This window comes from Streptomyces sp. NPDC051217, from assembly GCF_044455465.1.
In the GTDB taxonomy this organism is placed as follows: Bacteria; Actinomycetota; Actinomycetes; order Streptomycetales; family Streptomycetaceae; genus Streptomyces.
Map to the genome: position 1 here is coordinate 1,002,860 of NZ_JBITEV010000001.1, position 21,806 is coordinate 1,024,665.

Genomic DNA, 21,806 nt, shown 5'->3' on the forward strand with positions numbered 1-21,806 from the left:
GCCATGAATCTTCACCCTCCTGCACTCACTAATTACGGAGTCTGTGTAGCCGTAAAGAGTTTTTCGGTGCTAGCGTATCCGTTATGAGCTCCAGCATCGCACCCACTACCCCCAGCCATATGCGGGCCGCCCGGATAGCCCGGTTCGGCGCGGCTCGGGAGGTCTTCGAGGTGGCCGACAACGCGCCGACTCCCACGCCCGGCAAGGGCGAGGTCCTGGTCAGGCAGCGCGCCAGCTCGGTCAATCCGATCGACTGCCGGAGGCGGGGCGGCTACGGCCGGAAACTGATGAAGCTGGGCGGGCTCGCCGGATTCCCCCTCGTTCTGGGCAACGACGTGTCCGGAGACGTTGCCGCCGTCGGCCCCGGGGTCTCCGCACTGGGGGTCGGCGATGCCGTCTTCGGCGCGCAGCGGCCCTCACCTCAGGGGGCGTACGCCGAGTACTGCGTCGTCAAGGCCGACGACCTCGTGGCCAAGCCCGAGGAGTTGTCCTACCGCGAGGCGGCCGCCCTCCCATACGCCTTCCTTTCAGCATGGGCTGCCCTGAAGGCTGCGGGGTTCCGGCCCGAGAGCGCTCCCGGTAAGCGGGTTTTCCTGCAGGGCGGTTCCGGGGGCACCGGCGTGGTGACCCTCCAGGTCTGCAAGGGACTCGGTGCGTACGTCGCCACCACGGCCGGACCGGCGGGCATCGACCTGTGCAGGGACCTCGGCGCCGACGCGGTGATCAACTACCACACGCAGGACTTCGCCCAGGAGTTGCGCGACATCGACTTCGCGATCTGCCTGGCCGACCAGGCCGAGGAGCGGAAGATGCTCTCCATCCTGCGCCGCGGACCGGGAGCGGGCTACGGCACGATCGTGCACCCGCTGATGCCGCTCGTCGACGAGAAAGGTCTGCTCGTCGGTGGTGTTCAGGCCGCCGCGACGCTCCTCGGCCGACGGCTTCGCCAGGCTCTGCGGCGCAGAGGCTACGGCTGGACCCTGTTCCGCCCGGACCGAGCCGCCCTGGAGCTCCTTGCGCGCTTGGCCGCCGGGGGCAAGGTGCGGGCCGTCATCGACCAGACCTATCCGCTGACCGACATCGCGGCCGCTCATGAGTACGTGGAGCGTGGACGTTCAAAGGGGAAGGTTGTTGTCGACATCGCCTGAGCACATAGTGATCGCCGGTGCCGGCATCGGGGGTCTGGCCGCCGCCCTGGCACTCCAGCGACGCGGAATCGCCTGCACGGTCATCGAGGCGGCGCCCCGGCCGACGGTGGTCAACGCGAGCATCCTGCTCCAGAACAACACCATGCGGGTGCTCGGTGAACTGGACATCGGCCGCCGAACTGCGGCCAGGGGGCGGCGAGTTGCCCGTACCTCGATCATGTCGGTCAACGGCAGGATCCTCACCGAGGTGAAGGCCGAGGACGTGGAGGGCGCCGTCGGCGCTCCCGCGCTCGGCATCCACCGTGCCGACCTGCACGAGACCTTGCTCTCCCAACTCCACTACGGGTGCCTGGTCACAGGAGATCCCGTGATCGGGTTCGAGACGGCCGCCGGGGGAGTGGCGGTGTATCTGCGCTCCGGCGAGCGTCTGCCGGGCCGAGGTCTGGTGGCCGCGGACGGCATCGACTCGCTGATACGAGCGAGGCTGCACGGGGACCGACCGGCCGTCAGCTCAGGGACGACCTGCCTGCGAGGGGTCACCGAGACCGCGGCCGAGCGGCCCGACGAGGTGCTCGAATGGTGGGGCTACCGCCTGCAGTTCGGGATCATTCCGCTGCCTGACGGACGCAGCTCCTGGTTCGCCCTGATTCCCACGCCCGCTCATCCTGTGCTGGACCCGGACGACCGTCTCACCTTCTATCAACGGCTCTACCGCCAATTTCCGCGTGAGGCACGGGATTCGCTCGCCGCCACCGAGCCGAAGAACACTGTCGAATTCGAGCTGCGGCACCGGCCTTGGCGCGGTGGCTCCGGCGCGGTGACCCTCTTGGGCGACGCCGCACACCCGATGCTGCCCAACCTCGGCCAGGGGGCCGGGCAGGCCATCGAGGACGCGGCGGTGCTGGCCCGCCGCCTGGACAACGCCGCCTCGCCGGCCGCCGCTTTCCGGGCCTACGAACAAGAACGTCGCGCGCGGGTCCGGTGGATCCAGCGCCAGGCGATTCGTATGAACCAGATCGCTTCCGTGCCCTCGGGACCGCTCAGCACCGCACGGGACGCCGTGCTGCGTGGCCTTCCCGCCCGACTTGAGCGCACCTCGGTGATGCGCATGTTCGACGGAGCCCACACATGACTGCTGCCGAAGCCGATGCCGATGCCGACGCCCATGTCGACGAGGAGTCCCGTTTCACCTGGGTCGATGGAGTGCGCGTGCACTTCAAACGAGAAGGCAGCGGTCCTCCCCTTCTCCTGCTGCACGGCAGCGGTTCCTCACTTCAGGCCTTCGATCCCGTCACGGACGGTCTCAAGGCCGACTGCGAGGTCATCAGGCTCGACCTGCCGGCCTTCGGTCTGACCGGACCCCGTCCCGACCGGGACTACCGCATCGAGGCGTACGTGTCCCTCGTCGCGGAATTCCTTTCCGGCCTGGGCCTCGACAAGGTGGACGTGGCAGGCAGTTCGCTGGGCGGGAACATCGCCTGGAACCTGGCGGTCGAGCACCCGCGGCGGGTGCGGCGGCTGATTCTGATGAACGCCACGGGGTACCCCGAGAAGTCCCTGCCGCAGGCTCTGCGGATGGCCCGAAACCCCTTGCTGCGTCCGCTGCTTCGGCGGTGGGCGCCGAGCGGAACGGCCGAGCAGAATCTGCGTGCGTCGGTCGGTCCGCGCATGCACGTCGACCAGGCCCTGGTCGACCGGGTCACCGCGATGATGAACCGGCCGGGTAACCGCTCCGCCTTCATCGATTTCGCCAACACCGACCAGTTGGACCGCTCCGGCCGGATCGCCGAGATCGCTGCCCCGACGATGATCCTCCGCAGCGACCTGATCGACGGCCAGCACTTCCTCCCGGACATCCCCGGCAGCAGGGAAGTGGTCCTCGCCGGTATCGGGCACCTCATGCCCGAAGAAGCACCCGAAGAGATACGCGAAGCCATCCGCTCGCATCTGGGGCTTCCCTCGTCCACCAGCCAGGAATGAGTCCCACAGCCTCTCAGGAATGAGTTCCGCCATGCCCAAGTTCTACCGAGCCAGGGGCGAGAACCTCCCCCTGAACCCGGACACCCGCAGCCGCTTGCGGGGGAGCTTCATCCCGCTGTCCGACGGCATCACGCACTACGAACTCACCGGACCCGACGACGGGGAGTTGGTCTTCCTCCTCGGGGGCCTCACCGTCCCGCTGTTCTACTGGGACGGTGTCGTGGACCATCTCCACCGCCGCGGGCTGCGCACCCTGACGTACAGCGCCTACGGGCGCGGGTATTCGGACCGCGTCAAGGGCCCGTACGACCGTGAACTGTTCGTGCGCCAGGCACACGACCTGGTCAAGGCCCTCGACGTACCGCAGCCGTGGCACACCGTCGGCTCCTCGATGGGGGCGCTCACCGCGCTGGCCCTGCTGCGGCGCAGTCATGAGCAGACGAAGTCCCTGACTCTGATCGGCCCGGCGGGACTCACCGAGGGCGACGCCCCACCCGTACGACTGGCCACGGCGCCCGGCGTCGGGCCGTTCCTCGGCAAGCACCTGGGTCAACTGCTGCTGCGCGGGCACCTGTCCCACAACGTCCGCACCCCCGCACAGGTGCGAGCCCTGACCGACATGGTGTGCGACACCTACCGCTGCGAGGGTTCGATGTACGCCCTCTTCGCCACTCTGGGCGACTACGACCTGCACCGTCAGCAGGACCTCTACCGGCAGGCGGGACTTCTTGCCACACCCACCCTGCTCCTTTGGGGCGAGGAGGACCAGGTCACGCCGATCGGCAAACTCTCCGAGGTCAAAGCCCTGTTGAGTCCTCAGCGCTGTCAAGTCATACCCGGATGCGGGCACATGGTGCCCTTCGAGTACCCGGAGAAGACGGCGGCGGAATTGGCCGACTTCTTCGCAGAGCTTCAGGGCCCCCCGACCCTATGACGGAACGGAGGAACAGCGTGGACAACGCGACGCTTTGCGCGCGGCCGCTGAGGCAGCGACCGGCGAACTCCGGTCGGCGTCGATGGAGAGCTGGCCGTGGAGCCGGGATCTGGACGCCGAGGCGGTGGCGCGCTGGGGGCACCGGGCCGCCGCTCCAACTGCACGACGGGATCGAGGAGTTGCCGGCCCAGGAGTGAGTCCCCGCGTCCTCGATCGCCGGACCGGCCCCCGGCGTCAGGCGCCGGCGGCGCGGTGGGCCGTGAGCAGGGCCAGGGGGGTGGTCGCCGCCCATGCCTGCGGCGAGCAGGAGTGCGGGTACGGGATGAGTCCGTGGCCGTCCTCCCTCGGGTGGCCCGCGATGACTTCGGGCAGCCGGTGGCCGTGCGCCGCCGCCGCGTCGAGGAGACCGGCGCTCACCCGCGCGGCTTCGTCGTGCAGTCCGTGGCGGGCGAGTCCGAGCGTGATGACGGCGTTGTCGTGCGGCCAGATGGAGCCGCGATGGTAGGAGAGCGGGTGGTACGGCGCCTGGCCCGCCGCGAGGGTGCGGACGCCCCAGCCCGAGAAGAAGTCGGGCTCCAGCAGCCGGCGGCCGACGGTTCGGGCGCGCTCGTCGTCGAGGATGCCCGACCACAGCAGATGTCCGGCGTCCGAGGCCAGCGCGTCGACCTGGCGCCCCGCCCCGTCGAGGGCGAGCGCGGGAAAGCCGCTGCGGGGCATCCAGAAGTCGTCGTGGAAACGGGCCCGCAACTGCTGTGCCGCCGCGTCCAGTTGGTCCGCCCAGCGGGGGTCGTCCCATGCCGTGCGGGCGAGGGTCGCCGCGCCGCGCAGGGCGTCGTACGCGTAGCCCTGGGCCTCGGCGACGGCGATGGCGCCCGTCGCCTGCGTGCCGTCGGCGAAGCAGACCGCGCCGGCGGAGTCCTTCCAGTTCTGGTTGAGCAGGCCGCCGGGGTCGCAGACGTAGACCAGGTAGCCGTGCCGGTCGAGTCCGCCGTGTTCGAACATCCAGCGGACGGCGGCGCGGGCGTGGGGCTGGAGGCGGCGCGCGAGGGCGGGATCCCCGGTCTGCCGGGCATGGGCGGCGAGGAGCGCGACGAACAGCGGGGTGCTGTCGACGGAGCCGTAGTAGCGACCGTACGGGACCTGTCGGAAGTGGGACAGCTCGCCGTGACGGATCTCGTGCACGATCTTGCCGGGCTGGGCCACGGCCGCCGGATCGTGGGCGGTGGCCTGGGTGGCGGCGAGCGCGAGGAGGGTCGACTCGGCGACGCGCGGCAGGTGGGGCAGCGCGAAGAACGAGGTGAGCAGTGAGTCGCGGCCGAACAGGGTGAGGAACCAGGGAACCCCGGCGCCGGGAACGCGCAGGTCCTCGCCGTCCGGGCCGGTGGCAGGGACGTGCAGCAGCGCGAGGTCGGCGAGGCCCTGGGCGCAGGCGCGGCCGAGTGGGGTGTCGTCGTCGGCCGGGAGCGGAGGGACGGACCGCAGCCACGCGCTCTCGCGCCGCACGTGCGCCTCGGCCTCTTCGGGGCCTCTCGGGGCGGTTGGCGGTTCGGCGGCCCCGTGGGCGCGCGCGGTGACGGTCAGGGTGAGTTCGGCGCTGCCGTGGGCGGGCAGCGGCAGGTGCCAGGTGAGATCACGGCCGGTGCCGTTGTCCGTGAGGGTGGTCGGCGCGGGGGTCGCGGTGACCGTGGTGGACGAGCGCCAGTCGCCGCGCCGGTAGATGAACTCGACGCCGCCGGGGACGGTGTGGGTGTCCCGATCGGCGCCGGGCTTGTCGTACGTACGCCGGTCGCCGCGCAGCTCGAACTGGTCGGCGAAGTCCGCGTCGGCTTCGACGGTGAGGATGAGCGTGGTGTCCTGGGCGATGTTGCTGATGATCCGTACGCGCTCCACCAACCGGCCGTGGACGAGCGCCTGTCGGCGCATCAGTGTCCAGTCGGAGGGTTCGTCGCGGGTGCTGCTCGCGGTGAGCACCACTGTCGTGCCGCCGGTGGGGTCGCCGGGGACGAGGGCGGTGGGTACGTCTCCGTCGACGGTGAGCCGCCATCGGCTGAGGTGGCGCGCGTCGCGGACGAAGAGTCCGTCGGGTGATCTGCCGCGGGTGCCGGTGATGTCGCCTCCGCCGTCGAGTGCCGCGAACGTGCCCGCGTGGACGAGGAGTTGGGGTGCCGCACTCATCGGTCCATGCCCTCCTCCCGCTCCTCGGTGCGTGCCAGCAGGTCGAGGACGACGGCCGCGGTCCAGCTGAAGTCGGTCGTGCCGCGTGCCCGGCCGGTGCGCGGATCGACGTACTCCGCGAAGCCTGAGGCACCGGCCGAGGTGAGGATCGCGTGCCGCAGGCCGTCGGCGCCGGCGAGCGCCCCGTGCTGCCGGAGTCCGCGCTCGACGGCCCAGTTGATGTTGAACCAGGCCGGTCCGCGCCAGTAGCGGGAGGAGTCGAAGGAGCGTCCGCGCAGGTCGTAGCTGGGGGCGAGTGCCGTGGGGGAGGAGCCCAGCCCGAAGTGTTCGCCGCAGGCGGTGCGCAGCAGGGCCTCGACGACATCGCCGGGCAGGTCCGGTACCAGCAGCGGGAGCAGTCCGGTGACGCTCTTCTCGTCGATGGGCGTGCCGGTGCGCAGGTCGTGGCAGAGGAACAGGCCGGCCTCGGGGTGCCAGAGCCGTGCCACCAGGGCGGTGGTCAGGGCGCGGGCGCGTTCCCGGTGCGGTTCCGGGTCCTGACCGAGGGTCAGGGCGATGGCGGCGAGGGCGTGTTCGGAGACGATGAGGAAGGCGTTGAAGCCGGGGTCCTCGACGACGAAGCCGTGCGGATCGCCGGCGTCGGTGTAGCCGCGGTCGCGGTAGTCGGTGGCGAGGCGTACGTAGCGGCCGTAGTCCAGATCGGTGGGCCGGTCCGCGGCGTCGCCGTGGGCGAGGTCGGCCCGGCGGAACGAGGTGGCGGGCGCGGGGTCGATCCGCTCCAGCGGCCGGTCCCAGCAGGGGCTGTTGTCCATGCCCGGTTCCCACGGGTGCAGTACGGACGCGAGCCCGCCGCCACCGAGGTCGCGGTTCGCGTGCAGATAGCCGTGCCAGGCGGCGAGCCGCGGGTAGACCCGCTCCAGGAAGCCGCGCCGCCTGGACGTCTTGGGGTCGCTCTCGTGGACGAGCCGGGCGGCGAGGGCGTGCACGGGTGGCTGCACGATCCCGGAGGTCTCGATGTCCCGAGGCGCGCCCGCCGCGGCTCCGGCGGTGCTGGAGCGCCAGAAGTCGGGGCTCGGGAAGTACGCCTCGTGCGGTACGGCCGGGTTGAACACGATGTGCGGGATACGGCCGTCGGCCCACTGCGCGCCGAGGAGCGTTTCCAGCTCGCGCTGTGCCCGGCGGGGCGAGAGGCGGGACAGGCCGACGGCGATGAAGGCGGAGTCCCAGCTCCACTGGTGCGGGTAGAGGGTGTGGGAGGGCACGGTGGAGGCGCCGGTCCAGTTGGCGAGCAGCACACGGGACGCCGCGGCGCGCAGGGCCCGACGGCCGGTGTGGGTCCCGGCCGCGCCCGATACGAGGGGCGCGGCTGTGCCGGCGGTGATGGCCGTCATGCACCCGACCTTCGCAGCAGGGTGGGGATGGACCGTACGGCTTCGACCGGATCGCCGGTCAGACGGCACTCGACGGCGAGGTAGCCCTCGTAACCGATGGAGTGCAGCGCGGCGAGCCAGGCGGGCCAGTCCAGATGGCCGGCGCCGGGCTGGAACCGGTTGGAGTCGCTGACCTGCGCGTGTCCGATATAGGGCGCTGCGGCGAGGATGGCGCCCGCCGGGTCGGCCTCCTCGATGTTCATGTGGTAGCTGTCGATGCCGATGCGGACCGAGTCGAGGCCGACGGTGCGGATCAACTCGGCGGCCTGGTCGAGCCGGTTGACCATGTGGTCCTCGTACCGGTTGAGCGGCTCCAGGAAGAGGGACACCCCTTCCTTGCGCGCGTGTTCGCCGAGTTCGGTGAGTCCTTCGAGCAGGACGGCGCGTTCCTCGTCGGCGCCTCGCGGCGGTTCGAACGGCGGGAGCCGGCGGGAGAACATGCCGTACGACGCCGGGGTCTGGGCGCCGAGTCCGCCGAGTTCGGCGATCACGGAGAGCTGGGACTTGAGTTGGACGATCGCGTCGCGGCGCAGGTTCGCGTCGAAGGCTCCGAAGAAGTGGAGCATGTCGACGCAGACGGTCGGCATGACGACGCCGTCGCGCAGGGCCCGGCGGAGTTCGGGGAGGCGTTCCTGGAAGTGGAGGTCGCCCTTGGCGCGCAGTTCGATCCCGTCGAATCCGGCGTCCCGCGCGAAGTCCCACTTCTGTTGAAGGGTCTCCCCGGGCAGCAACTGCTCCTGGCAAGCGGTCTTGAGCATCGGGGAGCCTTTCAGAATTCCAGGACGATCTGGAGGGCGTCGGCGGGGCGTTCGTCGAGGAGCGCGTAGGCGTCGGCGGCCTCGGCGGCGGGGACGACATGGCTGACGAGTGACGCCACGTCGACCCGGCCGTCGGCGACGAGAGCGAGGAAGGTCCGCTGGAGTCGGTCCACCGTCCAGCGGCCGGCCAACTGCGGTGGTACACCGCCGATCTGAGAGCTGATCAGCTGGACGCGGTTGTGGTGGAACTCGTCGCCCAGCCGCAGTCCGGCGCCGTCGCCCTGGTAGAAGCCGGAGGCGACGACACGGCCTCCGACGGTGACGGAGCGCAGGGCCTCGTGCAGGGCGGGGTAGGCGCCGCTGATCTCGATGGCGACGTCGGCGCCCCGGCCGTCGGTGGCTTCGCGTATGGACTCGGCGACCGCGTCGTTACGGGCGTTGAGGGTGCGGCTCGCACCGTGGGCGCGTGCCGTGGCGAGCCGTCCGTCGAGCGCGTCGACGGCGGTGACGCGGGCGCCGTTGAGCTGGGCGAGGCGGGTGGTGAGGAGGCCGATGACGCCCTGGCCGAAGACGGCCACGTCCTCACCGACGTGGATGTCGGCGGCGAGTACGGCGTTGTAGGCGATGGCGCCGACCCGGGCGAAGGCTCCGGCGAGCGGTTCGAGGCCTTCGGGGAGGGTGTGGCCGATCATCCGCTCGACCGGGACGATGCCTTCGCTGCGATGGCCCCAGATGCCCCAGACCAGGTCGCCGACACGGGGCAGCCCGGCCGGGCGGGCGCGCTCGCCGTCCAAGCCGCCTTCGAGCTCGGGTGAGACCTCGGTGACCTCGCCGACCTCGGAGTAGCCCCAGCCGGCGACGGGGTACTCGATGCCGGCCGCGCCGTCACGGAAGATCCGTGCCTCGGGGTCCCAGGTACGGGTCAGATACGGGTTGGTGCCCCGGTAGGCCGTGAGTTCCGTACCGGCCGAGATGCCCGAGTAGCGGGTGCGGACCCGCAGGTGCCCGGCCGGCAGCGGGGCACTGGCGTGCGCGGCCACTTCGACGTGCCGTGGGGCGGTGAACTGGACGACGCGTTCCACGTGAAGACTCCGAGATGTGGGTCGGTGCTGAGCGTCCGGCTGGGTGAGGCGTGGCACGCCTCGTCGGACTTAGGTCGAACCTATCTCAGACTTATGTCTTGTCAATACGCAGAAGTAGTGCTGAGATGCCGCTATCCAAAACATAAGGCGCGAAGATCCGAGCAGTTCGGGATCCGAGTAGGTGAGGGCGAGCCATGCGCAAGAGGATCCGGCGGTCGAAGGGGATCGCGGCGGGCCTGGCGGCGGTGCTGGGTGTCGGTGTGCTGGCGGGCTGTTCCGCCGGCACCGGCCCGGCCCGTCCGGACAACAGGATCACAGTCTGGTCACAGGAGAACCTTCCGCCGCGCATGGCGGCGACCAACAAGATCATCGACCGGTTCGAGAAGGAGACGGGCGTCCAGGTCGACCTCGTCGGGGTGGACGAGGGCCAGTTGCCGCAGCTGATCATGTCGGCGGCTGCGGCGGGCACGCTGCCCGACGTCATCGGAGCCGTACCGATGGGCCAGGTCTGGCAGATGTACAGCAACGACCTGCTCAACACCGAGGTCAGCGGCGAGATCGTGAACAGCCTCGGTGAGGACACCTTCGCCGACAACGCCCTGAGTCTGACCGCGGACGGGGGCAAGCAGCTCGCCGTCCCCTCCGACGCCTGGCTGCAACTGCTCCTCTACCGCCAGGACCAGCTCAAGGAGGCGGGGTTGGCGGTGCCCGACACGTACGACAAGCTGCTCAAGGCCGCCGACACGCTCGACCAGGAGGGCCGCGACGGCATCTCCGTGGCCACCGACCCCAGCGACGTCTTCACGCAGCAGAGCTTCGAGAACATCGCGCTCGCGAACAACTGCCGACTCGTCGACGACGCCGGCGACGTGGCACTCGACTCCCCCGCCTGCGAGAGGGCCTTCGACACCTACGACAAGCTCGGCCGCCAGTACGGTCCGGCCGGCACCCAGTCCGTCGACTCGACGCGCGCCACCTACTTCTCCGGCGCCTCGTCCATGATCGTGTGGTCGTCGTTCATCCTGGACGAGCTGGCGGGACTGCGAAAGGACGCGCTGCCGAGCTGCCCCGAATGCAAGAAGGACGGCACGTTCCTCGCCGACAACACCGGGATCGTCACCGCGCTCGCGGGCCCCGACGGGTCACCCGCGCAGTTCGGCGAGGTGACCTCGTGGGCGGTGACGAGGACCGCGGAGACCGCCGCGTCGACCAAGTTCATCGAGTACATGATGGACAAGGGGTACGAGGACTGGTTCGGCATGGCGCCCGAGGGCAAGATCCCCGTCCGCCGGGGGACGGCCGCGGAGCCGGAGAAGTACCAGAAGGCCTGGCGTGCCAGCACCGCCGGCGTCGACACCCGCAAGCCCATGAACGAGGTCTACTCCGACGACCTGCTCGACCAACTGGCCGACGGCGTCGACAACATGAAGCGCTGGGGCATCACCGAGGGCCAGGGCGCCCTCGTCGGCGCCACCAACGGGGAACTCCCGGTCCCCAAGGCGATCGGCGCGATGACCAGCGGCCAGATCTCCTCCCGCCAGGCCGCCCGCGAGGCGAACGAAGAAGTCTCCGCCCTCCAGAAGTCACTCCAGTAGCCGCCGCCCGGCGCCCCCGTCGAGGAATCCATATGAGCACTGCACCGAGCGGCGCGAAGACGCGCCGCGTTCCCACCGAAAGCCGCCCACCCACCGGGAAGAAGCGCCGCCCGGTCACCGCCGGGCAGCGCGAGAACCGTGCGGGACTCGCCTTCGTCACGCCCACCTTCCTGGTGGTGCTGGTCGTGGTGATCATCCCGATCCTGTGGACCGTGCTGCTGGCGTTCCAGCACGCCAGGCTGGTCGACATCCAGGGCATGGGCCTGTTCGGCAACTGGTCCCTGGACAACTTCACCGCTGTCTTCGGCTCGGCCGGATTCTGGTCCAGCCTCTCCACCACCCTGCTCTACACGGCGGGGTCCACGGCGGGCTCCATCCTGCTCGGCCTGATCGCCGCGCTCGCCCTGCGCAGGCCGTTCCGCGGCCGGGGACTGCTGCGCGGCTCGATGCTCCTGCCGTACGTCGCACCCGTCGTCGCGGTCGCCTTCGTCTGGCAGGTCGCGCTCAGCCCCCAGTACGGCATCGTCAACGAGTGGGGCGGCAAGCTGCTGGGCTGGGACGATCCCATCGCGTTCCTGTCCACCCGCTCGTACGAAGTGAGCCTGCTCGGGCTGCACTTCGGCATACCCCTCGCGCTGCTCACCGTCATCGCCTTCGAGGCATGGCGCTACTTCCCCTTCGCCTTCCTCTTCCTGCTGGCCAGGCTCCAGGCCGTGCCGGACGGTCTTGAGGAGGCCGCGCGGGTCGACGGCGCGACACCGTCGCAGAACTTCCGCCACATCCTGCTGCCCCAACTGATGCCCGTCATCGCACTGCTGAGCGTCCTGCGATTCATCATGACCTTCAACAAGTTCGACGACGTCTACCTGCTGACCGGCGGCGGGGCAGGCACGGACGTCGTCGCCGTCCGCGTCTACGACTTCCTCACCGCGCGCTTCGACGTGGGCGCCGCGGCGGCCCAGGCACTCGTGCTGGCCGCCGTACTGATGGTGCTGCTCGGCATCTACTTCACGTTCTTCGCCAAGAAGGTCCAGGAGGAGTCGTGATGACACGCACGCAGTTCGAGGAACGCTTCTTCGGCGTCGCCCGATGGGTGACCATCGCCTTCCTGGCGGCGATCACGATCGTGCCCTTCTACTACATGCTCCTGCTGTCGGTGAAGCCGATCGACGCCCTGCTGCTGGACCCCGGTTCGCTCTGGGTGGCCGCCAAGGACTTCACCCTCGACACGTACCGCAGCGTGCTCAAGCCGACCTCCGAGGGAGGCCAGGGCTTCCTGCGCATGCTGCTCAACTCCGCGGCCGTCGCGCTGGGTACGGTGCTGCTCACCCTCGCCGCGGCCGTCCCCGGCGCGTACGCCATCAGCAGGCTCAGGTTCTTCGGCAGCCGGCACGTCAGCGCGATGTTCCTCGCCGTCTATCTGTTCCCCGCCACGCTGCTGGCCGTGCCGCTGTTCGTGATGTTCGCCAAGCTCGGGCTCTCCGGGAACCTGGTCGGCCTGGCGATCGTGTACATCGCACAGACCGTGCCGGTGTCGATCTACATGATGAGGAACTACTTCACGACCATCCCGCGCAGCATCGAGGAGGCGGCGGCCCTGGACGGCTGCTCGCGGCTCCAGACCGTACGGAAGGTGATCCTGCCGCTCGCCCTGCCGTCCCTGATGGCCACCGGGCTGTACGTGTTCATGATCGCGTGGAACGAATTCCTCTTCGCGCTCCTCTTCCTGGCCGCGTCGCCGGACAAATGGACGGTCTCCCTCGGACTTCAGCAGCTCGCGGGAGGCATCGAGGTCTCCAAGACCGTTCTGATGGCCGGTTCCGTGGTCCTCACCATCCCCGTGGTACTGCTGTTCTTCGCCGCCGAACGTCTGCTGACCGAGGGCCTGACCAGCGGCGCCGACAAGGGCTAGAACCAGAGCGAGGAGCATTCACGAACATGCCGGCCAACCAGGCGAGCCCCGGGCATCTGCTGCGGCTGATCCGTGGCGGACAGGCCACCACCCGCGGCGAGTTGCAGCACGCGACCGGACTCTCCCGGTCCACCATCGGCAACCGCCTCGACCAGCTGTTCGCGGCGGGCTGGCTGCGCGACGCGACGGGCGCGTCCACCGGCGGACGGCCCTCCGCACGCCTGGAGTTCGACTCCGGGCACGCCGTCGTCATCGCCGTCGACCTGGAGACCCGGCACAGCCGCGCCGCCGTCCTCGACCTGGCGGGACGGATCCTGGCCGAGCGCTCGGAGCCGCTGCTCATCGCCGACGGGCCCGACAAGGTCCTCGACACGCTGGCGGGCTGGTTCCCCGGTCTCCTCCGGGCGGCCGGTGCCGAACCCGCCCGGCTGTGCGGCATCGGCCTGTCCGTGCCGGGGCCGGTCGACTGGGCCACCGGCCAGGTCATCCAGCCGCCGATCATGCCCGGCTGGGACCAGTACCCGATCCCGGAGAGTATGCAGCGGGCGTACGCGCGCCATGTCCCGACCGCCGGCACGGCGCCCGTGCCGGTGCTCGTCGACAACGACGCGAATCTGATGGCGTACGCGGAACAACGCGTCCACTACCCCGACTGCTCGGCGTTCGTGCTGGTGAAGGTGTCGACAGGGATCGGCGCCGGGGTCGTCGTGGACGGAGAGCCGTACCGGGGCATCGACGGCGGCGCCGGCGACATCGGGCACATCCGGCTGCACGACCGGGCCGATGCCCTGTGCATGTGCGGTGCGTACGGGTGTCTGGCCGCCGTCGCCAGCGGGCGCGCCATCGCCGGGCAGCTCACGTCGGCGGGCATTCCGACCACCTCGGGGTCCGACGTACGGACGCGTCTGGCGGACGGTCAGCCCGACGCGGTCCGACTGGCGCGGGAGGCCGGGCGGCGGGTGGGGGAAGTGCTCGTGACGGTCGTGACGCTCCTCAATCCGGGGGTACTCGTCCTCGCGGGGGACCTCGCGGGCACGCCGTTCCTCACGGGTGTGAGGGAGTTGCTGTACCAGCGCGCCATGCCCCGCACCACCGCGCACCTGAACGTCGTGACATCCGGACTCGGCGACCAGGCCGCGCTGACCGGCGCCGCGACGATGGTGGTCGAGCGGCTGTACTCGCCGGACCAGGCCGACGACAGGCTGGCCGCGATGAACGGGTAGACGCCCCCGCACCGACCACCACCCCCGACCGCTGTGGAGCACACCGTGCCGTACGACCCCTACCCCGCGACCGATGCCGGCCCTGTCCAGGTCGGGCTGGTGGGGGCCGGCCCCTGGGCCCGGACGATGCACGCCCGCATGCTCGCGGCCGGGCCCGAGACGGCGCTCGCCGCCGTATGGGCGCGCCGTCCCGAGGCGGCGCGGGAGACCGCCGAGCCGTACGCTGCCGCTGTCGCCGGCTCGTTCGAGGAACTGCTCGACCGCTGCGAGGCCGTGGCCTTCGCCGTACCCCCCTCCGTGCAGGCCGAGTTGGCCGTACGCGCGGCACGGGCCGGCCGTCCGATGCTGCTGGAGAAGCCGCTCGGGCCCGATCTCGACGCGGCGCGACGGGTGGCCGACGCGGTGGCCGAGCACGGCGTCGTCACCCAGCTCGTACTCACCAAGCGGTACCACCCGGTCACCAGGGAATTCCTGCGCCGCGCAGAGGAGTTCGAGGTCACCGGGGCGAGGTCGTGCTACCTGCACGGCGCGTTCCGCACGGGTGAACTCGCCACGCCCTGGCGCCTGGAACAGGGCGCACTGCTCGACCTCGGACCACATCTGCTCGATCTGCTGGACATGGCGGTGGGCCCGATCGCCTCGGTCCGCGGCTCGGGCGATCCCCGCCGCTGGTCGGAGCTGACGTGCGAACACACCAACGGCGCGGTCAGCCAGGCCTCGCTGTCCGGCTCGGTGGGCCTCGACCGGGCCCGTACACGCGTCGAACTGTACGGACCGACCGGTGAACTGACCTACGACACGGCGGAGTTGGACCACGAGGAGTGCTGGCCCGTGCTGCGCCGCGAGTTCGCCGCCGCGGTCCGCTCGGGGACCGCGGGCCCGCTCGACGCGGCACGCGGGCTGCGCCTCCAGGAACTGATCACGATGGCGGCCACCAGCGTCTGAGCGGGAACGGCGCGAGGACGATCAGGATCCGCGGGTCGCCGTTGTTCCACTGTCCGGCGTCGATCAGGCGCCGACCAGCTCACGGATCTGCACAGCCACGGCGAGACGTCGCCGCAACCGGGCGACGTCAAGCTCCGTGACAACGCACACACCGAGGCCGCACCTCTGTCCCACCCAGCGCTCACAGCCCCAAAACGACCAAACCCCCTTCCAGAAGCGGACGTTGGGAAACAAGCTGAGAGCTACCGGCTCACGTACGGGAGCAGCGCCATTTCGCGGGCGTTCTTGATCGCCGTGGCGAGTTGCCGGTGCTGCTGGGCCGTGACGCGGGTGACGCGGCGGCTGCGGATCTTGCCGCGGTCGGAGATGAACTTCCGCAGCAGGTCGGTGTCCTTGTAGTCGATGTACGTGACCCCTGCCGCGTCCAGCGGGTTGGGGCGGGACTTCAGCGGTTTGCGGGGGTCTTGGCGGCGGGCCATGTGTGCTCCTGCGGTGGTGGGTCGCGGACCGGGCTGATGTGTGGCCGGCTTTATGTGACGGGGTCGAGGAGGGAGTCGAACGCGGCCGGCAGTCGCCTCCACGCCTCGGGGCCGGCGGCGTACTCGGCATCGGTGAGCAGGCAGGACTCAAGGAGTTGTACGAGCCCTTCGCGGTCGAGGCCGGGGGAGGTGAAGACGAGGTGCTGACAGCGGTCGCCGTGCTCCGGGTGCCAGTCCAGTGCGGCAGCGGCTCGGCGCATGGGCGGGACCATCTCCCAGGCGGCGTCCGGCAGGGAAGCCAGCCATGGGCCGGCGTTCTCCACGCACAGGGCTCCGCCGGCGGCGTCCCAGGCGAGAAGGGTGTCGGGGCGGTCGGCGAGCCAGAACCGCCCGCGGCTCCGGGCGGCAGCGCAGCACAGGTCTTCCAGCGCCTGATAGAGGCGTTCGGGATGGAAGGGACGGCGGCGGCGCCAGACGAAGGTGGCCACACCTGCTTCCTCCGCCTCCTGAGGGAGCAGGGCGCAGGCAGGGTGCTGGGCGGCGGCGGCCGTTTCCACATCGAAGCCGGCGAAGGCCAGCCGGGCGAGTTCGCCGGAGCCGGCGGTCACCTGGCGGGCGGTGGGGTGGAGTTGGGCGAGGAGCGCGCGGTCCTCGTCGTCGGTTTCCTCGTTGTCGACGATGGCGAGGACGGGCGCGTACTCCAGCTGCCTGGCCCAGGTGTCGCCGATGGTGCGCTGGTCGCTCGTGGCAGCTGCGAGACCCGCCTCGGCCAGGTCGTCGCCGTTCGCGAGGTAGGGGAGCACGAGCGCGGGGTCGACTGCCGTGATCACGTTGGTGAGTTCGACCACGCCGACGCCGTGGGCGACGACGACTTCGGCCATCGCCTTGGGCTCGACGGAGTCCCACAGCTCGACGATCGCGAGCCGGGCCGGCCCGCTGTCGGCCAGCCGCTCCAGCTCGGGGACCAGATCTTCACGCAGTGCGCAGCAGGCGCAGTCGTTGACAAGCGGGGCGTGGCCACGGGACAGCTCGCCCGAGGCGTCGCGCACCTGGCGCAGGACAGTACCTTCGGCCGCCGTGGACAAGTTGTGGTGGAGGGCGACACTGCCGGGGACCGTACGCAGCAGGCGGTCCACGACCTCCCGGCGGGCATCGGAGTGGAGCCCGCCGACGATCACGACGGGCAGCCGGGCCTCGTCCCGCATCAGTTCTCCCCGAGCCGGCCGTAGCGGCGCTCGAACCGCTCGACTCGTCCGGCGGTATCCAGGACACGGGCGTTCCCCGTGTAGAAGGGATGGCTCACATTCGAGATCTCGACGTCGACCACCGGGTAGGTGTTGCCGTCCTCCCACTCGACGGTCCTGTCGCTGGTGAGGGTGGAGCGCGTGAGGAAAGCGTGGTTCGCGGCCCGGTCGCGGAAGACGACAGGGCCGTACGCGGGGTGGATGCCAGGCTTCATTTCGGTGTCCTTCGGGGGAGGGGGAGCGGGAGGGGGCGAACGCAGGGGTCAGCGCTCTTCGCGGAAATCGACGTGCCTGCGTGCGATCGGGTCGTACTTGCGCAGGACCATGCGGTCCGGGTCGTTGCGGCGGTTCTTGCGGGTGACGTAGGTGTAGCCGGTCCCCGCGGTGGAGCGGAGTTTGGTGATCGGGCGTATCTCGTTGCGGGTCATGGAGGGTAGTATATGGCAATGGTTTTCATAACCAACAAGCAGTCGCCCCCCCCGAGAGGCAGGTAAGACCTTGTCCGCCCATTGCCAACTGACCGGCGCCCAGCCGGGTTTCGGCAACAAGATCTCCCACTCGCACCGACGCACATCGCGCCGTTTCGACCCCAACGTCCAGCGCAAGCGCTACTGGCTGCCGAGCGAGGGCCGGTATGTCCGGCTGACGCTCAGCGCGAAGGCGATCAAGACCATCGACAGCATCGGCATCGAGGCCGCTGTGGCCCGTGTCCGCGCCCGGGGGGTGAAGGTCTGATGGCCAAGAAGAGCAAGATCGCGCAGAACGAGAAGCGCAAGACGATCGTCGAGCGGTACGCGGCCCGGCGTGCCGAGTTGAAGGAGATCATCCGCCGGCCGTCCTCCACCGAGGCCGAACGCCGGGTGGCCGTGGGGGAACTCCGGCGCCAGCCCCGCGACGCCAGCGCGACCCGCGTGCGCAACCGGGACAGTGTGGACGGGCGACCGCGCGGCCACCTGCGGAAGTTCGGCCTGTCGCGTGTCCGCATGCGGGAGCAGGCCCATGCCGGCTTCCTCCCCGGGATCACCAAGTCGTCCTGGTGACCGTGCCGCTCATGTAGCCGCTCATGTGGCCGCTCATGTAGTGGAGGGAACTCCTGGCCGTGGCTCAGCGGGGTCACGGCCGGGGTTCGCCGGTCCCGGGGCGGCGCCGTCCCGGCGCCATCGCCCGGCTGTCCCTCATCGTCCGACTGTGGACGGCGTCCTTCGGGTGTGCCGGCGGAGCATGTTGGTCGACGGCTTGACCATGCGTGTCTCCCAGGGGCCCAACTCCCCCTGGCCGTCATGCCTTTGGCGCGGCTACTGATGAGCCGCCGCGACCCCGGTAGTCGATCCCGGGAGTCGACCCCGCGAGTTGTTGAAAATGATTACCATCTCGTCTAACGTTGTCGTGGTCACGCAGGAATTCTGGGCGACGGTTCGCCTGCGCATGGCGCTCTGTGCGAGCGGGCCGGAGACGGACATGCGGCCGCGTGCGGAGCGAGGGGGGGAACGTCCATCTCTTGCCGCCGGTGCGTGCGTGCGGACACAACAACGGATGAGGGGCGGATGAGATCGATGACGCGGTCTGCGCGTGTGGTGGGGGTGCTGGCTCTGGCCGTGGCCGGGCTGGTTTCCGTGGGAGCCGCCGGAGGTGGCGGTACGAGCACCGTTCCAGCGGCGTACGCGGCGGTACCGGCAGCGGATCCCACGCCGAGTGACGTACTCGACGAACGCGTCGTCATTGACCAAGGGCACGTCGACGCGGTCGCACCGCGCCTGGTGAACGGCACGTTCCGCACGCTGTTCAGGGACAGCAGGACGAATGACGCGGTGTGGCGTGAGCCGGGCTCGGTGATCATGCATCTGACGTCCAAGGGCCAGGAGACGATCCCGGATCCGGCGGACGGGCTCGCCTTCCTCGGGAATGCGGGCGACACCTACTACGCCGTACCGCAGACGCAGGACCCCGAGGTGCTGTGGGCCGGTTGGAACACCGAGGCATTCCAAGCGGCTGACACCCAGGGCACGTTCGGCCTTTCGTTGGACCAGGTCGAGGGCCCCGGAGATCTCATCGTCTTCGGCTGGTCCCCGTTCGGTGAGCCGCTGATGCGTTTCGACACCCGCGACGGCCTGCCCGACACGTATCAGGTACGGGCGCAAACCCATGAGCACGCCAACTGGGCCTTCACCAAGCAGGGCGTCTACCGGATGACGTTCACCTTCAAGGCGAAGCTCGCCTCGGGCGAGGACGTTTCCGACAGCCAGGTGTTCACGATGGCCGTCGGCGATGTCGACCCGGACGACGTGACCCTGCCTGGCGAGGGTGGCCAGAGCGGTGGTCAGACCGGTGGCGGTGATGGCGGTACCACCGACGGGGGTGCGGACGGCGGTACGACCGTTGGTGGTCAGACCGCTGGGGGTGATGGAGGCACCACCGACGGCGGTACGGACGGGGGGGCCACCGATGGTGGTGCGACGGACGGCGGCACGACGGACGGTGGATCCACCAACGGTGCCACGACCGACGGTGGATCCACCAACGGTGCCACGACCGACGGTGGATCCACTGACGGTGCGACGACCGACGGTGGATCCACTGACGGTGCCGCGACCGACGGCGCTACGGACGGGGGCGCCACCGACGGAGGCTCGGCCGACGGCGGTGCGGACGGTGGCACATCGCCCGACGGCGAACTCGCCGAAACCGGCGCCGGCGTAGCGCTGCCGCTCGGCCTGGGCGGCGCGGTTCTCCTCGCGGCGGGGGCCGGTGCCGCGGTGTATCCGCACCGGCGCAAGGCGCGCTCGGCGCCCGCAGACGCGAGCCTCGCGACCTCCTGATTCCCACGCCTGGAGCGGATCGCCCGGGTTCTCGCATGGTCCACGCGAAACCCGGACGCGCGCCCGCCCGGTCCATGAGTCGATCGCGATGTGCCGAAGGCCGTCGCTGGATGAGGAGTGCCCAACCCCATGGCATCACCCAAGAATTCGCGGTGGGCCGCAGCCGCGGCCGTTGGTTCCGCGGCCTTGGCCGCGGGCCTGGCGCCGGTGGCGTTCGCCGACAGCCCGGACAACGGCGCTCTGGCGCCCGCCGCCCCGCGGACGAACGTTGTCCTGTCACTCGACGACGGCGAGCTGTCGCTCGACCTGAAGCACGACGCCCGAGCCCCGTCATCGAGCACGCCCGCCCCGGACCTCGATGTCGGCGGCGACGCCCGCACCACCGTCCCCGAGGACGACGACTACACCTTCCTGGGCAGGCCCGGAACCCCGGTGTGGGTCCTGGAAGGCTCCACGCCCGGTGGACAGGTCCCGGACGAGGCCCCGCGGTGGGACACCACCGGCATCCCGGTGGGCCAACTCGCTGAGAGCGAGGTGGAGTGGGCGCTCACCGGTATCGAAGGACCAGGGAATGTCGCGGTGTTCCAGCCCGCGAAGGACGCCACCGCCGGCGCAGAGGCATCCGGCCCGCAGGTGCTGTTCAACAGCGCCGACGGACTTCCCGACGCCAAGGCGCTCCCTCCCGCCGACAGCGGTGAGGTCGCCTGGGCGTTCACGAAGCCGGGGGAGTACCGGCTCACGTCGACGGCCACCGCCCGGCTCGCGACCGGAAAGACCGCAACCACCAAGGCGGAGTGGACCGTACGCGTTGCGTCGGCCCCGCGGCCTTCCCCCGACCCCACGCCCACGCCCACACCATCGGCGGCCGGTGACGGCGCGGCGGCCACCCGCCCGGGAACCGGCCCGGCATCGGACGTAAAGGCCGCCGGTGACCCAATCGCCGACCAGAAAGTCGTCATCGACGACGGGCACGTGGACGCGATCGCCGGGAAGATGGTCGGCGGGAAGCTGCGGACGCTGTTCAAGGACAGCCGCGACCCGAGCGACATCGTCTGGCGTGAGCCGTCCTCCGTGGTGCTCCATGTGAACCCACAGGCGAAGGAGAAGATCCCGGCCGACACCGCCTACTCGTTCCTGGGTACGGCCGGCGGCTACTTCTGGCTGATTCCGCAGGTGCAGAAGCAGGGCGTGGTGTGGGCCGGCTGGAACACCGAGGCCCTGGACGGCGGAGACCTCAAGGGCCCGATCGACATGAAGCTGACCAAGGTCACCGGCCCCGGATCGTTGGCGATCTGGGAGACCGCGGGGCTGGGCGGCGCGCAGGTCCTCTTCGACAGCGAGGACGGCCTGCCCGACACCCACAAGGTCAACCTGGGCGTGCACGCGCACGCCAACTGGGGCTTCAGCAAGCAGGGCACGTACAAGGTCACCTTCCGCCTGAGCGGTACGTTGCCCAACGGGCGGCCCGCATCGGACAGCCGCACGTACACCTTCGCGGTCGGTGACGTCGACCCGAACGCGGTCACCCCCGGCGGCGGCAACGACGGTGGCTCCACCGGAGGTTCCGGCAGCGCCACCGGTGGCAGTAGCTCCGGTTCCGGTTCGGATGGCGGTTCGAGGTCCAATCCGGGCGGTTCCGGCACCGGCGGGTCCTCGATGACCGGCAGCGAAGGCGACACCGGGGGCAGCATGGCCCACACCGGTGGCGGCGCGGCAGTTCCGCTCGCCATGGGCGCCGGGGTTCTGGTTCTCGGCGGCGCCGCGGCCATGCTGCTAAGTCGCGCCGACCGGCGCCGCACCGTGACCACCGCGGCGGGTGGCGAAGCTGTCCAGTCCTGAACGGTGCGCCCCGCGACCCGGCTCTGGGCCGTGTCTGACAAATCCCGCCTGGCGCGCGACGCCCGGCACGCACGTTCGCCGCGTTGTCGGACTCGTCCACGTACGTCCAGTACGAGAACGATCCTCCGCCCTGCGATCGCACGCGCCGACGAGTCATCAGCCGCTCCGCGGCGGGCGCGCGCCCCGCCCTGCGGGCGGACGGCGCCATGTGTCAGACACGGCCTAGCCGCCGGCACTCTTCCCCCG

The 21,806-nt window shown here is 70.3% G+C and carries 21 protein-coding genes; 13 read left to right on the forward strand and 8 right to left on the reverse strand.

The window, feature by feature from the left end; genetic code table 11:
* The first annotated feature begins 83 nt into the window (after nt 1-83).
* The 4 genes from ACIBBB_RS04535 to ACIBBB_RS04550 are packed head-to-tail and all read left to right on the forward strand — an operon-like array spanning nt 84 to nt 4,062.
* Nucleotides 84-1,148: an NADP-dependent oxidoreductase gene (locus ACIBBB_RS04535; protein WP_398978562.1), complete on the forward strand. Its 1,065-nt coding sequence runs from the start codon at nt 84-86 to the stop codon at nt 1,146-1,148.
* On the forward strand, nt 1,132-2,280 hold the full coding sequence (locus ACIBBB_RS04540; RefSeq protein ID WP_398978564.1) for an FAD-dependent monooxygenase: 1,149 nt from the start codon (nt 1,132-1,134) through the stop codon (nt 2,278-2,280). Before ACIBBB_RS04535 ends, ACIBBB_RS04540 begins: the two co-directional genes overlap by 17 nt.
* On the forward strand, nt 2,277-3,128 hold the full coding sequence (locus tag ACIBBB_RS04545) for an alpha/beta fold hydrolase (RefSeq protein ID WP_398978566.1): 852 nt from the start codon (nt 2,277-2,279) through the stop codon (nt 3,126-3,128). Before ACIBBB_RS04540 ends, ACIBBB_RS04545 begins: the two co-directional genes overlap by 4 nt.
* Before the next feature lie 31 nt (nt 3,129-3,159).
* Nucleotides 3,160-4,062 carry an alpha/beta fold hydrolase gene (locus ACIBBB_RS04550; RefSeq protein WP_398978568.1) on the forward strand — a complete coding sequence of 301 codons (903 nt, stop codon included), beginning with the start codon at nt 3,160-3,162 and terminating at the stop codon, nt 4,060-4,062.
* A gap of 234 nt (nt 4,063-4,296) precedes the next feature.
* On the opposite strand, the gene ACIBBB_RS04555 is transcribed toward ACIBBB_RS04550, so the two are convergent.
* Genes ACIBBB_RS04555 through ACIBBB_RS04570 form a run of 4 tightly spaced genes read right to left on the reverse strand, consistent with a single transcriptional unit; the run spans nt 4,297 to nt 9,507 of the window.
* A complete protein-coding gene (locus ACIBBB_RS04555; protein ID WP_398978570.1) occupies nt 4,297-6,237 on the reverse strand; it encodes a glycogen debranching N-terminal domain-containing protein in 1,941 nt (646 codons plus the stop codon).
* Nucleotides 6,234-7,628: an MGH1-like glycoside hydrolase domain-containing protein gene (locus ACIBBB_RS04560; RefSeq protein WP_398978572.1), complete on the reverse strand. Its 1,395-nt coding sequence runs from the start codon at nt 7,626-7,628 to the stop codon at nt 6,234-6,236. Before ACIBBB_RS04560 ends, ACIBBB_RS04555 begins: the two co-directional genes overlap by 4 nt.
* Nucleotides 7,625-8,425 (reverse strand): TIM barrel protein, encoded by an 801-nt coding sequence (locus ACIBBB_RS04565; protein ID WP_398978574.1) that lies wholly within the window; start codon nt 8,423-8,425, stop codon nt 7,625-7,627. Before ACIBBB_RS04565 ends, ACIBBB_RS04560 begins: the two co-directional genes overlap by 4 nt.
* Nucleotides 8,426-8,436: 11 nt before the next feature.
* Entirely contained in the window at nt 8,437-9,507 is a 1,071-nt protein-coding gene (locus tag ACIBBB_RS04570; RefSeq protein ID WP_398978576.1) for a zinc-binding alcohol dehydrogenase, read from the reverse strand.
* 194 nt (nt 9,508-9,701) lie between these two features.
* Here ACIBBB_RS04570 and ACIBBB_RS04575 point away from each other — a divergent pair, with 194 nt between their 5' ends.
* The 5 genes from ACIBBB_RS04575 to ACIBBB_RS04595 are packed head-to-tail and all read left to right on the forward strand — an operon-like array spanning nt 9,702 to nt 15,182.
* On the forward strand, nt 9,702-11,102 hold the full coding sequence (locus ACIBBB_RS04575; RefSeq protein ID WP_398978579.1) for an ABC transporter substrate-binding protein: 1,401 nt from the start codon (nt 9,702-9,704) through the stop codon (nt 11,100-11,102).
* 32 nt (nt 11,103-11,134) lie between these two features.
* On the forward strand, nt 11,135-12,148 hold the full coding sequence (locus ACIBBB_RS04580; protein ID WP_398978581.1) for a carbohydrate ABC transporter permease: 1,014 nt from the start codon (nt 11,135-11,137) through the stop codon (nt 12,146-12,148).
* Complete coding sequence (locus tag ACIBBB_RS04585) at nt 12,148-13,014, forward strand: carbohydrate ABC transporter permease (protein WP_398978583.1); 867 nt, start codon at nt 12,148-12,150, stop codon at nt 13,012-13,014. Before ACIBBB_RS04580 ends, ACIBBB_RS04585 begins: the two co-directional genes overlap by 1 nt.
* A 26-nt stretch (nt 13,015-13,040) precedes the next feature.
* The gene (locus ACIBBB_RS04590) at nt 13,041-14,237 is read left to right on the forward strand and encodes an ROK family protein (protein WP_398978586.1); all 1,197 of its coding nucleotides are present in this window, start codon (nt 13,041-13,043) and stop codon (nt 14,235-14,237) included.
* A 45-nt stretch (nt 14,238-14,282) separates the two neighbouring features.
* Nucleotides 14,283-15,182 (forward strand): Gfo/Idh/MocA family protein, encoded by a 900-nt coding sequence (locus tag ACIBBB_RS04595; protein WP_398978588.1) that lies wholly within the window; start codon nt 14,283-14,285, stop codon nt 15,180-15,182.
* A gap of 242 nt (nt 15,183-15,424) precedes the next feature.
* Here ACIBBB_RS04595 and rpsR read toward each other — a convergent pair whose 3' ends face one another.
* The 4 genes from rpsR to rpmG are packed head-to-tail and all read right to left on the reverse strand — an operon-like array spanning nt 15,425 to nt 17,333.
* Entirely contained in the window at nt 15,425-15,661 is a 237-nt protein-coding gene (gene rpsR, locus ACIBBB_RS04600) for a 30S ribosomal protein S18 (protein WP_398978590.1), read from the reverse strand.
* Nucleotides 15,662-15,711: 50 nt separating this feature from the next.
* Complete coding sequence (locus ACIBBB_RS04605) at nt 15,712-16,866, reverse strand: CobW family GTP-binding protein (protein ID WP_398978592.1); 1,155 nt, start codon at nt 16,864-16,866, stop codon at nt 15,712-15,714.
* Nucleotides 16,866-17,120, reverse strand: a complete 255-nt coding sequence (locus ACIBBB_RS04610) for a type B 50S ribosomal protein L31 (protein WP_398978594.1) — start codon at nt 17,118-17,120, stop codon at nt 16,866-16,868. Before ACIBBB_RS04610 ends, ACIBBB_RS04605 begins: the two co-directional genes overlap by 1 nt.
* A gap of 48 nt (nt 17,121-17,168) precedes the next feature.
* Nucleotides 17,169-17,333, reverse strand: a complete 165-nt coding sequence (gene rpmG / locus ACIBBB_RS04615; protein ID WP_398978596.1) for a 50S ribosomal protein L33 — start codon at nt 17,331-17,333, stop codon at nt 17,169-17,171.
* Nucleotides 17,334-17,403: 70 nt separating this feature from the next.
* Between rpmG and rpmB the strand changes: the two genes are divergently transcribed.
* The 4 genes from rpmB (at nt 17,404) to ACIBBB_RS04635 (ending at nt 21,560) form a co-directional block, all read left to right on the forward strand.
* Complete coding sequence (rpmB, locus tag ACIBBB_RS04620; protein WP_398978598.1) at nt 17,404-17,640, forward strand: 50S ribosomal protein L28; 237 nt, start codon at nt 17,404-17,406, stop codon at nt 17,638-17,640.
* On the forward strand, nt 17,640-17,945 hold the full coding sequence (gene rpsN, locus ACIBBB_RS04625) for a 30S ribosomal protein S14 (protein WP_398978600.1): 306 nt from the start codon (nt 17,640-17,642) through the stop codon (nt 17,943-17,945). Before rpmB ends, rpsN begins: the two co-directional genes overlap by 1 nt.
* A 513-nt stretch (nt 17,946-18,458) precedes the next feature.
* Entirely contained in the window at nt 18,459-19,721 is a 1,263-nt protein-coding gene (locus tag ACIBBB_RS04630) for a choice-of-anchor M domain-containing protein (protein ID WP_398978602.1), read from the forward strand.
* Between the two features lie 129 nt (nt 19,722-19,850).
* On the forward strand, nt 19,851-21,560 hold the full coding sequence (locus tag ACIBBB_RS04635; protein WP_398978604.1) for a choice-of-anchor M domain-containing protein: 1,710 nt from the start codon (nt 19,851-19,853) through the stop codon (nt 21,558-21,560).
* The last annotated feature ends 246 nt before the right edge of the window (nt 21,561-21,806 follow it).

Coding starts and splice junctions, on each gene's coding strand:
- ACIBBB_RS04535 (WP_398978562.1), top strand. CDS start 84: ATGAGCTCCAGCATCGCACCCACTACCCCCAGCCATATGCGGGCCGCC.
- ACIBBB_RS04545 (WP_398978566.1), top strand. CDS start 2,277: ATGACTGCTGCCGAAGCCGATGCCGATGCCGACGCCCATGTCGACGAG.
- ACIBBB_RS04550 (WP_398978568.1), top strand. CDS start 3,160: ATGCCCAAGTTCTACCGAGCCAGGGGCGAGAACCTCCCCCTGAACCCG.
- ACIBBB_RS04555 (WP_398978570.1), bottom strand. CDS start 6,237: ATGAGTGCGGCACCCCAACTCCTCGTCCACGCGGGCACGTTCGCGGCA.
- ACIBBB_RS04560 (WP_398978572.1), bottom strand. CDS start 7,628: ATGACGGCCATCACCGCCGGCACAGCCGCGCCCCTCGTATCGGGCGCG.
- ACIBBB_RS04565 (WP_398978574.1), bottom strand. CDS start 8,425: ATGCTCAAGACCGCTTGCCAGGAGCAGTTGCTGCCCGGGGAGACCCTT.
- ACIBBB_RS04575 (WP_398978579.1), top strand. CDS start 9,702: ATGCGCAAGAGGATCCGGCGGTCGAAGGGGATCGCGGCGGGCCTGGCG.
- ACIBBB_RS04580 (WP_398978581.1), top strand. CDS start 11,135: ATGAGCACTGCACCGAGCGGCGCGAAGACGCGCCGCGTTCCCACCGAA.
- ACIBBB_RS04585 (WP_398978583.1), top strand. CDS start 12,148: ATGACACGCACGCAGTTCGAGGAACGCTTCTTCGGCGTCGCCCGATGG.
- ACIBBB_RS04590 (WP_398978586.1), top strand. CDS start 13,041: ATGCCGGCCAACCAGGCGAGCCCCGGGCATCTGCTGCGGCTGATCCGT.
- rpsR (WP_398978590.1), bottom strand. CDS start 15,661: ATGGCCCGCCGCCAAGACCCCCGCAAACCGCTGAAGTCCCGCCCCAAC.
- ACIBBB_RS04605 (WP_398978592.1), bottom strand. CDS start 16,866: ATGCGGGACGAGGCCCGGCTGCCCGTCGTGATCGTCGGCGGGCTCCAC.
- ACIBBB_RS04610 (WP_398978594.1), bottom strand. CDS start 17,120: ATGAAGCCTGGCATCCACCCCGCGTACGGCCCTGTCGTCTTCCGCGAC.
- rpmG (WP_398978596.1), bottom strand. CDS start 17,333: ATGACCCGCAACGAGATACGCCCGATCACCAAACTCCGCTCCACCGCG.
- rpsN (WP_398978600.1), top strand. CDS start 17,640: ATGGCCAAGAAGAGCAAGATCGCGCAGAACGAGAAGCGCAAGACGATC.
- ACIBBB_RS04630 (WP_398978602.1), top strand. CDS start 18,459: ATGACGCGGTCTGCGCGTGTGGTGGGGGTGCTGGCTCTGGCCGTGGCC.
- ACIBBB_RS04635 (WP_398978604.1), top strand. CDS start 19,851: ATGGCATCACCCAAGAATTCGCGGTGGGCCGCAGCCGCGGCCGTTGGT.